Below are 12,305 nucleotides of genomic sequence, written 5' to 3'. Positions count from 1 at the left end.
GTCGGATTATGCCTTTGGCTAATCCGACCTACGGTGGTGTTCTTGGTTACAGGGCGATGACTTGCTCCACGGCTTCTACTATGTCCTCTACGTGAGGCAGATAGGCCTGCTCATTCCGGTAATAAGGCATGATGGTGTCGTAACCGGTTACCCGCACGATGGGTGCCTGTAAATCCAGAAAAGCGGCTTCGGCGATGGAGGCGGCAACCTCCGCCCCGACCCCACCGTTGCGACAAGCTTCGTGCACTATCACAGCCCGACCGGTCTTAGCGACGGAACACAATAGGGTTTCCCGGTCCAACGGGCTGATGGTGGCAACATCGATCACCTCGGCGGAAATGCCCTGTTCCGCGAGTTTGTCAGCGGCCTGCAGGGTTTCCAGTATGGAAGCTCCCCAGCTGATGAGGGTGATGTCATCGCCCTCCCGCAGGGTAAAACAGGTATCCAGCGGTAATGCTTCCCCGTTGTCGGCAACGCTCTGGGTCACCGCGCGGTAGATGCGTTTGGGCTCCAGGAACACCACCGGGTCCGGGTTACGGATCGCCGCCAGCAGCAGACCGTAAGCCCGTTGCGGTGAACTCGGAATCACCACCCGCAGACCGGGCACATGGGCGAACAGGGCTTCGGTGCTTTCAGAATGATGTTCTGGTGCATGGATGCCACCACCAAAGGGTGCGCGATAGACCAGCGGGCAATGCAACCGCCCCCGGGTACGATTGCGCATGCGTGCGGCGTGGCTGACTATCTGTTCCATGCCAGCATAGATAAAACCCATGAACTGGAACTCAGCAACCGGACGGAGGCCCTGTGTGGCCATCCCGATAGCCGTGCCAGCGATCAGGTTTTCCGCCAGCGGTGTGTCCATCACCCGTTTGAAGCCGAAGCGCTCCTTCAGGCCTACGGTGGCGCGGAACACACCACCATTGGTGGCAATGTCCTCCCCGAGCACCACGACGTTCTCATCATGTTCCATTTCCCAGGCGAGAGCCATGTTGACCGCCTCCACCAGGGTCACTTCCTTCACTTCGCTTGCCTTCCGTTTGTCCATGGCTTTCTGGGCGGACGCATTCATACGGCACCTCCCTGCCCACCCCGGGCACGGTACTTGTTGGCAATGCGCTCACGCTGGTCTTGCAGGGCTGCCGGCAGGGTCTCGAACAGATAATCGAACATCGCCGTGGGCGGTTCAGGTTCCGTCGCGAGGTATTCCTCAACGGCTTTATCGACCCTCTCCCTACACTCGGCCTGGAGTTGTTTTTCCTGGTCCGCGCCCCAGTGTCCGCAGCCGTGCAGATAGTTCTGCAAGCGCTTGACGCCATCCCTCTCCCAGGCCTTTTTCAATTCATCCGCACTGCGGTAGCGGGTAGCATCATCGGCGGTTGTGTGATCCCCAAGGCGGTAGGTCACTGCCTCGATGACAGAAGCTCCCTTCCCCCCGTGCGCCCGCTCCAGCGCCTGGTCGACGGCTTCAGTCACTGCAAAGTAGTCATTGCCATCCACGATATGTCCCGGCAGACCGGCACCGATGGCCTTCTGGGCAATGGTTTCGGCCCCGCACTGGATACTGCGGGGTGTGGAGATCGCCCACTGGTTGTTGATTACCATAAACACCACTGGCAGGTGCCAGGCGCCCGCCAGGTTGATGCTTTCCAGAAAATCCCCTTTTGAGCTACCGCCGTCCCCGACACAGCACACCACGGCCCGATGCTCACCGCGAATCCGGAAGGCTGAGGCCACGCCCACGGCATGGCAGCACTGGGTGGCAATAGGCACGGCAATGGGCAAGTCTTCCCGGCAGTTTTCCCAGGCACTGCCCCGTTCATCCCCACCCCAATACAGCAGCATCTCCTTCAGGCTCACTCCTCGCAGGATATGCGCGGCCTGATCCCGATAATAAGGCACCAGTACATCGGTTTTGGCCATACTCTGGCCAATGGCCGTACCCACCACCTCATGCCCGAGGACCGACGGATAAGTGCCACATTTACCGGTACGCTGCAGGGCAATTGTCTTGGAGTCGAAAGTGCGGGACAGCACCATATTTCGGTAGGCCGCCAGAGTGCGTTCGACATCCCTGGCCTGGGGCGGCAGATCGCCGAACGGCTTGCCGTGATCATCCAGATAGCGGGTGCTATCCACATGGAACTCGTGGCGCTGTTTCATCCCATCCTCCCTGCGCAGAGCACCCGACGTACTCTGCGTAATGGGCAATCAGCTTTATAGGCAGTCTGTTTAATATTTAGACGATCAGGAGGGATTGATCAATTCACGCTTTCTTAACGAACTCCGATTTGAGCTTCATGGCGCCAATACCGTCAATCTTGCAATCGATATCGTGGTCACCATCCACCAGGCGGATATTCTTGACCTTGGTACCCACCTTAACCACGGAGCTGGAGCCTTTGACTTTCAGATCCTTGATCACCGTCACGGTGTCGCCATCCTGCAGTTCATTACCGTTAGCGTCACGGACAACTGCACCGACCTCTGCTTCCGCGGCTTCTGCCTCACTCCACTCATGCCCACATTCCGGGCATACCAACTGAACCCCGTCTTCGTAAGTATATTCGGATTGGCACTTTGGGCAGGGGGGTAGCTGTGACATGGAGCGGTTCCTTAAATGATGTAAAGAGCAGGCAGTTTACCAGAAACCACCACCCCCGGAGGCGGAAGCCGCTAATCTCCAGGCGAAACCCGCGCCAACACAGACGGATTCTCCGACAACGGCAGGGCAATGATCACCCCCTCATTCGACGCCGGATACGCATCCGTGAGCCGCGTGATATTGACCTGATGAGACACCAGAACAACAGGCGCTCCCTCTCCCAAGTCATTCACCAGCGCAATGGTCTGCCTCGTCGCCATACCGCCATCCCCGCGATTGCCGAAAAACGAATTCAGGGAAGGCCACTCCGTCACCTCGCCCATATTCATTTCCCTCGCAGTCTCCGTGCACCGACACCACTGACTGCTGAAAACCCGAGCCTGCCGAATACCCTGCTTTTCCAGAAATGGCTGCCAAGCCCGGGCCTGCTCCCGCCCCTGTTCGTTCAGGTTCCGCTGGGTACTGCAGTCCTCAAGATCAAAGTTGTCCGGATCCCCGGTGCCGGGTGCGAGGGCATGACGAAGCATCAGAACCGCGTGGCCTTGCCGCAGAGCTTGCCAGGCTTCGTCATTATCGGCGTTTGTCATCAAAGGTGTACCAATAAAAATTGCGAACAAAAATCCGACTACAAATCGTCGCACCATAATATTCATCTCCTTCGAACTGTTTTGTCACACAACAAGGCCGCGGAGTTATCTGTGCTGCCTGAGGGCGCTCTTTAAGATCACTGTCCAAAAATGTCGGAGGCCATGGATGGCCGGAGATCAAGCGCACAGGGATGTGCTTGTAGCGTTTTTTGGACAGTGATCTTAAAGAGCGCCTGGCACCCAATCCCAGACCCGATAAACAATACGCGGAGCAAACCTACCAGGCCCACAACAACAAAAGGTAAACTCAACCCCAGAGCAAACCGACAAAGGAACCTACCATGCCAATCTGGGTCGACGCCGACGCCTGCCCCGTTCCCATCCGGGAAATTCTCTGCCGCGCCGCCACCCGCTGGCAGATCGACACCACTTTTATAGCCAACCATGCTATCAACCTACCTCCCAGCCCCTACATCAAACGCATGCAAGTGCCCCAGGGCTTTGACGTCGCAGACAACGAAATCATGGATCAGATGAGCTCCGGAGACCTGGTCATTACCCAGGATATCCCCCTTGCCGCTGAGGCGATCGACAAGGGTGCCGACGTCTTCAATCCCCGTGGCCAGGCGTTCACCAAAGAAAACATCCGCCAGCGCCTGGCCATGCGTAACTTTATGGAAGAAATGCGCAGCGCCGGCCAGGTCACTGGCGGGCCGGCTCCGTTCAGCCAGACCGACCGCAAGGAATTTGCCGACAAGCTGGACCGCTGGCTACAACGCAACGCCCGAAAGTGATAATGATTCTGTTTTCAAAGGTTTGAGAATCCGCTACCCTTGCCGCTTTTCTGGCGCAAGCGGAGCGGACCATGACACAGCATTTCACCAAAGCCACCAGTAGTTTTGCCGCCCTTGGTCGCTTGCTGCGCTATGCCAGAGGGTATCGGCGACAGATCATTGCGGCCACTGCCTGCTCTATCATCAATAAACTTTTCGACATCGCTCCGGAAATCCTTATTGGCATTGCCATTGATGTGGTGGTCAACAAGGAAGAGAGTTTTGTGGCTGGCCTGGGGTTCGAAACCGCCCAGGAACAGATCACCATCCTGGCCGTTCTGACCTTCTTCATCTGGGCCGGGGAATCCCTGTTCGAGTACCTGTTCCAGATTCTCTGGCGCAATCTGGCACAACGACTGCAGTCAGATTTGCGCCAGGATGCCTACGAACATGCCCAGCGCCTGGACATGAGCTTCTTTGAGGCCCGCAGTTCCGGTCAGTTGGTGGCCACCATGAACGACGATGTCAACCAACTGGAGCGCTTTCTGGACGGTGGTGCCAACGCTATGATTCAGGTGCTGGTGACCGTAGTCGCCGTCGGCGCCGTGTTCTTTGTACTGTCACCACTGATTGCCCTGCTGGCGTTTACCCCGATTCCACTGATTGTCTGGGGAGCCTTCTACTTCCAACGTAAAGCAGGGCCACTGTACGCCGATGTGAGGGAGAAGGTGGGCGACCTCTCCAGCCGTCTGGCCAACAATCTTGGCGGCATTGCCACCATCAAGAGCTTCACCGCCGAACAACGCGAAGCTGAACGCCTGAAAGCCAGCAGTGAGGCGTACGTAGAGGCCAATCGCCAGGCGATCCGCATCAGTTCCGCCTTCATTCCGGTGATTCGCATGGCGATTCTCGCCGGTTTTCTCGCCACCTTCACCGTTGGTGGCATGATGGCGCTGGCAGGGACGCTTAATGTCGGCGCCTACGGCGTACTGGTGTTCCTCACCCAGCGCCTGCTATGGCCATTGACCGGCCTGGCGGAAGTCATCGATCTGTTTGAGCGGGCCATGGCCAGTACGCGGCGGATCCTGGACCTGCTGGCCGAACCCGTCCATGTCCGCGACGATGCCGCCAAGCCCTTGCCAGAGCCAGTACGCGGCAGTGTCAGTTTCAGTAACGTGAGTTTCCATTATCCCTCCAGTGGCGCCGGTATCAGCAACATAAGCCTGGACGTACCAGCCGGAAACACCCTGGCATTGGTGGGTGCAACCGGCTCCGGGAAGTCCACTCTGATCAAGCTGTTGCTGCGCTTTTACGACCCTACCGAAGGTGCGATCCTAATTGATGGCCAACCGATACAATCGGTCAGTCTGAAATCACTGCGAAACGCCATTGGCCTGGTTAGTCAGGACGTCTACCTGTTTGAAGGCACTATTCGGGACAACCTGGCCTACGGCAAGCCCGGCGCCAGCGACGAGGACATCATTGAAGCCGCCCGTACCGCTGAAGCCTGGTCATTCATCGAAGCTCTACCCAATGGACTGGATACCGAGGTGGGTGAACGTGGTGTCCGTCTGTCCGGCGGCCAGCGCCAACGCCTTTCCCTGGCCCGCGCACTGTTGAAGAATCCACCGATTCTGGTACTGGACGAAGCCACCAGCGCGGTGGACAACGAAACCGAGGCGGCCATCCAGCGGTCCCTGAAGCGCATAGGCCATAACCGTACGGTTATTATGATCGCCCACCGACTCTCCACCATTGTAGATGCCGACACCATCGCGGTTGTGGAAAACGGCAAGGTTGTGGAAAGCGGCAGCCATCAGACACTACTGGACAAAAACGGTGCCTATGCCGCCCAGTGGCGGGTACAGACAGGTCAGGCCTGACCCGAACAAATTGTTGATAGTAATTCGCATTTAGATTATTCTGCAGGCCCTCAGAATCCATCCGATAGAATCAGGGGCCTGCATGTCTGCGTTCTTCAAAGTATCCAGCCTGAGTGTACATATTGGTGACGCCGGCATCCTGCGCAACATCAACCTTGATTTTCGTGAAGGCGAAGTCACTGCCCTGCTCGGCCACAACGGCTCCGGCAAGTCCACACTGCTAAAAGTTCTGGCCCGCCAGTTATCACCGTCTTCTGGTGAGGTCAGCGTGCTGGGTACTTCATTCAACCGTACAGGGGCCCGCGAATTTGCGCGCACCGTCGGGTACCTTCCCCAACATCCCCCTGGTACGGATGGTCTGACCGTACGCGAACTGGTCGCCCTTGGCCGCTACCCCTGGCGCGGCCCTCTGGGGCGCTATAACGATGAAGACCGCCAACTGATCGACCAGGCTATTGATGACACAGGGCTCCGCCACTTCCAGCATCGTTCCGTCGATACCCTCTCCGGAGGCGAGCGCCAACGCGCCTGGATCGCCATGCTGCTGGCCCAGCAGACCCGCTGCCTGTTACTGGACGAACCCATCTCCGCCCTGGACGTGAAGCATCAGGTGGAAACGCTACGCCTGGTACACCGCCTGGCCGAGGAACGTGAGTTAACGGTAATCGTGGTACTGCACGACGTGGATCTCGCGGCCCGCTTCTGTGATCGTCTGGTAGCGCTGAAGACCGGGGAGCTGGTTGCGGACGGCAGCCCGCGCGAGATTATGGACTCCGGAATCCTGGAATCCATCTACGGTGTACCTATGGGCGTTATGGAGCGGGCGCCTGGGCAATGGGTTTCCTATGTTCACTGACCTCCAGCCATTACGCCTTCTGACAACGGTGCTCCTGAGCCTGTTGCCCATACTGGCCAGCGCTGGCACCTGGCAACATGAACACGGCACCATCACCCTCGACGAGCCCCCCAAACGGGTAATCACCCTGAACTGGGCGGCGACCGAAACCCTGCTACTTCTGGGCGTTACCCCCGTGGGCGTGGCGGACCGGGACGGCTACTCAGTCTGGGTCAAGGAACCGGAACTCCCGGACGGCGTGTACGATATCGGCACCCGGGTAGCACCAAGCCTGGAGGCCATCGCCGAACTGAAACCGGACCTGATTGTGACCAGCTCCGAAATGGCGCCCGCCGCCAAACTCCTGGAACGGATCGCCCCCACCTATGTGATCAGCGTTTACCGGGAAAGTAGCCAACCGTTCGACAAGGCCCGGGAGATGCTGCTGACACTGGGCGAGATGCTGGATCGTGAAGAGCGCGCACAAGCCATTCTGGCGGATATAGAGCAGACTCTCGACACCCAGCGTCAACGCCTGGAAGAAGCCGGGTTGACCGACAGGCCGGTGACCCTGGTGAATTTTCTGGACGATCGACATGTACGAATCTATGCCCCGAATGGCCTCTACCAACGCGCTCTTGACGGACTTGGATTGACCAACGCCTGGTCACGCGATGGCAACTTCTGGGGATTTTCGGTAGTCGGGCTCGAGGCCATAGCCCCTTACGAAGACAGCCGCGTGGTGGTCATTTCACCGACACTACCCGGCCTGTCGGATAATCTCGCCAACAGCCCATTCTGGACCTACCTGCCGCCCGTGAAACGCGAGCAGATCTATCAGATCGATGCCACCTGGCCGTTCGGCGGCGTGTTTCCAATTAAACGGCTCGCGACGCAGCTGACTGACAGCCTTCTGGAAGGAGGGGCCGACAATGTACGCTGACACCTCCACTGTGCCGGCGGCACGCCCTGTTATTCCAGCCACTCTGCCAGTGGCGGCGGTTATTCTCTGGTTTGGCGCACTCATCGCCAGCGCCACGCCCTGGCTGAACCAGCTGAACCCTGCCGCCATACTCTCCGCATTCTGGACATTCAATCCCGATCACTACGCATCGGTGCTGGCCCATTACAGCTGGGCGCCCCGGGTGTCCATTGCCATGCTGATTGGCTGTGGACTGGGGCTGGCAGGGGCTGTCACCCAGCAGATCCTCGGCAACCCCCTGGCGTCTCCCACGACACTGGGCGTCGAAGCCGGCGGTCAGTTTGGCGTGACGGTGGCCACCCTTTTTGCGCCCGGCTTGCTTGCCTTCAGCCCGGACCTGGCCGCCCTCGGAGGCGGATTACTGGCCATAGGGCTGGTGGTCGCACTGACCTGGCGCCTGGGCTTTTCACCGGTGACGGTCATTCTCGCAGGCCTGGTCATTACCTTTTTCCTGGGCGCCATGAACATGGCCTTCCTGCTGTTAAAAGGGGAATGGCTCGGCAACCTGTTCATCTGGGGGGCAGGTTCCCTGGTCCAGAACAACTGGGGTCCATTTATGGATCTCTGGCCACGGGTGCTGGTGCTCGCACTCCTCATGTTGATGCTGATGCGACCGTTGCAATTGTTGCAACTTGGGCAGGCATCCGCCAGCTCACTGGGTGCCCGGGTAGGGTTAATACGTGTACTGGCATTGTTACTGGTGGTACTGATGAGTACCACCGTAGTCAGCCGGGTCGGAGTCGTCGCATTTGTCGGGCTCGCGGCGCCGGTGCTGGCCAGACTTCTCGGTGCACGCACCCTGCGCAGCCGCTTACTCTGGAGCACAGTGATGGGGGGAGGCCTGCTGCTGTTAGCCGATACTCTGGCCCATTGGGCCTCCACCTGGGGTGACGGCTCACTGGTACCCACGGGCACCACCACGGCGCTGATTGGTGGACCGGTCATACTGCTGGCCCTGCAAGGTTTCAGGAATACACATCATATGCCTGGCCAGGAGTCGAGCCCGGCTGGCTTTCAGCCCAAACGGCGCTCACCCGTTATGGTCGGTGGCGTGGGTATCGCCCTGCTGCTGTTCACCGTCGTGATTTCAATGGGCTGGTCTCCGGGACTGGATGGCTGGAACTGGACCGCCATCACCCAATGGCACGAGGCCTGGGTCTGGCGCGGCCCAAGACTGTTGGCAGCGACCCTTGCCGGTGTCGCCCTGGGACTTGCCGGCACACTGATCCAACGCATGACCGGCAATCCCATGGGCAGCCCGGAGATGCTGGGCATCAGTGGTGGTGCGGCTCTGGTCATGGTGATGATTGTATTGTCCGGCCTGGAAGTCGGACGTGTTGGCCAGCTGGGGGCCGCCACTCTCGGTGCCGCCGCGGCACTCGGCTTGCTGATCCTGCTGGCGCGTAAGCACCGCTTTGCCGGCAACCAGCTCCTGCTTGGAGGCCTCGCGCTTTATGTCTTCATGGATGCGGGTCTGCGGCTGGTCATGGCCTCAGGTGGTACCGTGGCCTCGCAGTTGCTGAACTGGATGTACGGCTCCACCTGGCTGATCTCCGAGAACGAGGCCTTTGGACTGATGGCATTCATTGTTCTGATTTGCGGACTTCTGTGCCTGGTCATTCGTCCACTCACCCTTCTGCCCCTCGGCGACACCTCCGCGTCCGCACTGGGGTTGCCGGTCGCCAAGGCCCGTTTTCTGCTTCTGCTGATGGCGGCGGTACTGACCGCCTCCGCCACGGTAGTGATCGGGCCACTGAGTTTCGTAGGGCTGATTGCACCTCATCTGGCCCGCGTTCTGGGTCAGCAGACGGTTGGCCGCCAGATGATTGTTGCCGCCCTGGTTGGCGGGCTTCTGCTTGCAGTCGCCGATTACCTGTCCCGAATTGTTGTTTTCCCCGGTCAGTTGCCGGCCGGATTACTCGCCGCACTGGTTGGCGGTATCTACTTCCTGTGGGGGTTAAGCCGTCATGGCCGCGCCTGAAGAGGAGCTCCGTCGTTGGCCGGAGCATTACCGTCAACTGCTCGCCGCGGCTGGACTGGACCGGGATACGGAGCTGACCGGAGCGCTGCAGCCTCAGGACATCAACCGCCCCGCGCTGTTTTCCCTGGCACAGGGCCTTCGGGAACCCGAACTATTACGCCAGCAGGTTCGCACCGATTATCCGCATGCACAGGATAAGCGCGCTGTCACCGCACAGTTATCTGTACTGCAACAGGATCTTGCGCTGAACATCATCGCGCCACTGACCTTGCGACTCTTCCTGAACGGGAACGCACCCCTGCCGGACCCCGAACGGGTCTTTCTCGGGACACTACGCCCAGGGGAACAACCATTGCCGCGCTGGTTTCTGGCGACCACTGCAGCCCCTGTCAACGTTTACGAATTTGTCAGCGGTATGGAAGCTCTGGTGAATGACTGGTATCCGGTCTTTCGGCAGGCACTCGGCATCAGCCCGGGCGCGTATTGGAGCAGTATTGGTCTGGGGCTGGGAGCTCCTTTTTCCGTAGTCTGGAATCGTGGGGAGCCGTCAGCCGTATGCCAGCTTGCACAGGCATGGCTGAAACAGTTTGAATGCGATGCCAACCGTTTTATTGACTGGATACCCGCCGAGTTCAGCGGTCAATCATGCGCCATCCCCCAGCGCAAGGGGTGTTGTCTTAAATATCTGTTACCGGAAGGCGGTTACTGTGGAACCTGTGGTATCTACCGAAAGGAACGCATGGCAACGCTCAGCCACCAAAAGCCGAGGTCAATACCAGGCCAATGGCGGCCAAGCCTATAAGCAGCCCGGAACTGGCGGCTATTTTTAATCCTTCAATCATTTCCTGCTCGGGTGTCATTCCATTTCCTCCCTGTGGTGTTTAAACCACTTTAATGCGAATAATTATTATTTGCAACTTAAGCTGACAATGGCTGGACAATAAGAAGGTCCTTCAGGTGCTATTCTGTGAGTCAGCCCCCGATAAACGCTCACAAAGGATGGTCACCATGATCAGAGTCACGAAGCTGGCAACCATGCTGGCACTGGGCGCACTCACACTATCAGGTGTCGCGCAGCCGGCCATTGGTCACACATTCACTTCCGACAAAACGGATTTCCAGCTGATTACCGTCGCCGAAGGCCTTGAACACCCCTGGAGCCTGGCTTTCCTGCCGAACGGCTCGCAGCTGGTCACCGAGCGCGAGGGCCGGCTACGCCTGATTGAGGACGGGGAGCTGCAGAAGCCCCCCATCAAAGGTCTGCCAGAACTGGTGGTATCGGGTCAGGGCGGTTTGCTGGACATCATTCTCCACCCGGACTTTGAAACCAATCGAACACTGTTCCTCAGTTACGCCCACGAAGTCAGTGGGGAAGGCATGACCACGCGCGTGGCACGGGCGGCCCTTGATGGCCATACCCTGTCCGATGTCGAGGTTATCTTTGAAGCTATGCCAAGGGGCAACACCAGCCGCCACTTTGCTGGCCGTATGGCCTTCGACCGTGATGGAAATCTGTACGTTGCCGTTGGCGACCGAGGTGAGATGGACCGCGCCCAGGACACCGGTGACGACGCCGGTGGCGTCCATCGCCTGACCACCAACGGCGATCCGGCGCCCGGCAATCCGTTTATTGACGATTCCACCGGCAACGACACCGTCTATACTTATGGCAACCGTAATATCCAGGGCATGACTACCCACCCTGCTACCGGCGAAATCTGGAGTCACGAACACGGTCCCGGGGGAGGTGATGAGATAAATATCATCCGGGCGGGCAACAATTACGGCTGGCCCAAAGTCACTTACGGCATTGACTATTCAGGCGCCATTATCTCTGACAAAACCACCATGGAAGGTATTACCGATCCCCTGCACTACTGGGATCCGTCCATTGCCCCGTCCGGCATGGCGTTCTATACCGGGGATCGGTTCCCCGAGTGGAAAGGTGACCTGTTTGTCGGTGCCCTCAAGATGCGTAAACTGGTGCGTCTGAGCATTGAAAATGAAACCGTGAAAGAGGAAGAGGATCTGCTGGAAGACCTCGGCGAACGAATCCGTGATGTGCGTATGGGGCCGGACGGCGTACTATGGTTACTGACCGATTCCGCCAATGGCAGAGTCTATCGGCTGGTGCCCCTGGAGTAACCAGTGGTCTTAGTGCGGGTCGTTGGTTCTCTCGGTTTTTTCGAACCGGGGAAGGTCATCCGTGATCTCGAACCAGTCGGATTTGGAGCCCACGAAAACATGCTGGGCCGGCCCCTTGCCAAGTGGCTCGTTGATCACGCCAACACGTAACCGAAGAATGCCGGGTATGGCATCGACACGACTGTAGAGGTGGCTGCCGCAGCGGCCACAGAAGGCGCGGTATTTACCGGGGCGTGATTCAAACTCCTGTACCCGTTCCTGGCCACTCAGAAATCGGAAACGTACTTTCTGCACCGGTGCACTGGCGGAAAAGGCGCTGCCGTGAGCACGACGGCACTGGCTGCAATGGCACAGGGCAACCGGCCCCAGAGGTCCTTCGTATTCAAAAGTAATGTCGCCACAAAGGCATCGGCCGGTCAGCATGGTTTGCCCTTTCGTTCCGCATTGCTGATTGGATGACAGGACCGCCATGATACCTGCGGGCCACTTGAAGAACCAGTGCGCGAACACCACA

At 58.6% G+C, this 12,305-nt stretch carries 12 protein-coding genes; 7 read left to right on the top strand and 5 right to left on the bottom strand.

Translation table 11 applies throughout. The features are described 5' to 3' along the window. Positions 1 to 46: 46 nt before the first annotated feature. The 4 genes from EHN06_RS06075 to EHN06_RS06060 form a co-directional block, all read right to left on the bottom strand. Positions 47 to 1,072, bottom strand: coding sequence for an alpha-ketoacid dehydrogenase subunit beta (locus EHN06_RS06075; protein ID WP_323053020.1), 1,026 nt, complete (start codon positions 1,070 to 1,072; stop codon positions 47 to 49). After that, a complete protein-coding gene (gene pdhA / locus EHN06_RS06070; RefSeq protein ID WP_127331109.1) occupies positions 1,069 to 2,163 on the bottom strand; it encodes a pyruvate dehydrogenase (acetyl-transferring) E1 component subunit alpha in 1,095 nt (364 codons plus the stop codon). Before pdhA ends, EHN06_RS06075 begins: the two co-directional genes overlap by 4 nt. Before the next feature lie 103 nt (positions 2,164 to 2,266). Beyond that, positions 2,267 to 2,605, bottom strand: a complete 339-nt coding sequence (locus tag EHN06_RS06065) for a zinc ribbon domain-containing protein YjdM (RefSeq protein ID WP_127331107.1) — start codon at positions 2,603 to 2,605, stop codon at positions 2,267 to 2,269. A 71-nt stretch (positions 2,606 to 2,676) separates the two neighbouring features. Further along, a complete protein-coding gene (locus tag EHN06_RS06060; protein WP_228257416.1) occupies positions 2,677 to 3,192 on the bottom strand; it encodes a histidine phosphatase family protein in 516 nt (171 codons plus the stop codon). A gap of 341 nt (positions 3,193 to 3,533) precedes the next feature. On the opposite strand from EHN06_RS06060, the gene EHN06_RS06055 reads away from it, so the two are divergent. The 7 genes from EHN06_RS06055 to EHN06_RS06025 all read left to right on the top strand — a co-directional run bounded on the left by EHN06_RS06055 (position 3,534) and on the right by EHN06_RS06025 (position 11,791). Beyond that, positions 3,534 to 3,986: a YaiI/YqxD family protein gene (locus EHN06_RS06055; protein ID WP_127331103.1), complete on the top strand. Its 453-nt coding sequence runs from the start codon at positions 3,534 to 3,536 to the stop codon at positions 3,984 to 3,986. Positions 3,987 to 4,057: 71 nt separating this feature from the next. After that, positions 4,058 to 5,848, top strand: coding sequence for an ABC transporter ATP-binding protein (locus EHN06_RS06050; protein ID WP_127331101.1), 1,791 nt, complete (start codon positions 4,058 to 4,060; stop codon positions 5,846 to 5,848). Between the two features lie 82 nt (positions 5,849 to 5,930). Next, positions 5,931 to 6,704 (top strand): ABC transporter ATP-binding protein, encoded by a 774-nt coding sequence (locus EHN06_RS06045; RefSeq protein ID WP_127331099.1) that lies wholly within the window; start codon positions 5,931 to 5,933, stop codon positions 6,702 to 6,704. Then, positions 6,694 to 7,626, top strand: coding sequence for an ABC transporter substrate-binding protein (locus EHN06_RS06040; RefSeq protein WP_127331097.1), 933 nt, complete (start codon positions 6,694 to 6,696; stop codon positions 7,624 to 7,626). The genes EHN06_RS06045 and EHN06_RS06040 overlap by 11 nt, the downstream gene beginning before the upstream one ends. Next, positions 7,616 to 9,646, top strand: coding sequence for a Fe(3+)-hydroxamate ABC transporter permease FhuB (gene fhuB, locus EHN06_RS06035; RefSeq protein WP_127331095.1), 2,031 nt, complete (start codon positions 7,616 to 7,618; stop codon positions 9,644 to 9,646). Before EHN06_RS06040 ends, fhuB begins: the two co-directional genes overlap by 11 nt. Next, positions 9,633 to 10,448: a (2Fe-2S)-binding protein gene (locus EHN06_RS06030; RefSeq protein WP_127331093.1), complete on the top strand. Its 816-nt coding sequence runs from the start codon at positions 9,633 to 9,635 to the stop codon at positions 10,446 to 10,448. The genes fhuB and EHN06_RS06030 overlap by 14 nt, the downstream gene beginning before the upstream one ends. A 233-nt stretch (positions 10,449 to 10,681) precedes the next feature. Further along, positions 10,682 to 11,791, top strand: a complete 1,110-nt coding sequence (locus tag EHN06_RS06025; RefSeq protein WP_164735647.1) for a PQQ-dependent sugar dehydrogenase — start codon at positions 10,682 to 10,684, stop codon at positions 11,789 to 11,791. Between the two features lie 9 nt (positions 11,792 to 11,800). On the opposite strand, the gene EHN06_RS06020 is transcribed toward EHN06_RS06025, so the two are convergent. Beyond that, on the bottom strand, positions 11,801 to 12,214 hold the full coding sequence (locus EHN06_RS06020; RefSeq protein ID WP_127334358.1) for a GFA family protein: 414 nt from the start codon (positions 12,212 to 12,214) through the stop codon (positions 11,801 to 11,803). Positions 12,215 to 12,305: the final 91 nt, after the last annotated feature.

This window comes from Marinobacter sp. NP-4(2019) (assembly GCF_003994855.1).
In the GTDB taxonomy this organism is placed as follows: domain Bacteria; phylum Pseudomonadota; class Gammaproteobacteria; order Pseudomonadales; family Oleiphilaceae; genus Marinobacter.
The sequence above is the reverse complement of the archived record's forward strand: the minus strand, read 5'-3'. Positions and strand labels throughout refer to the sequence as shown.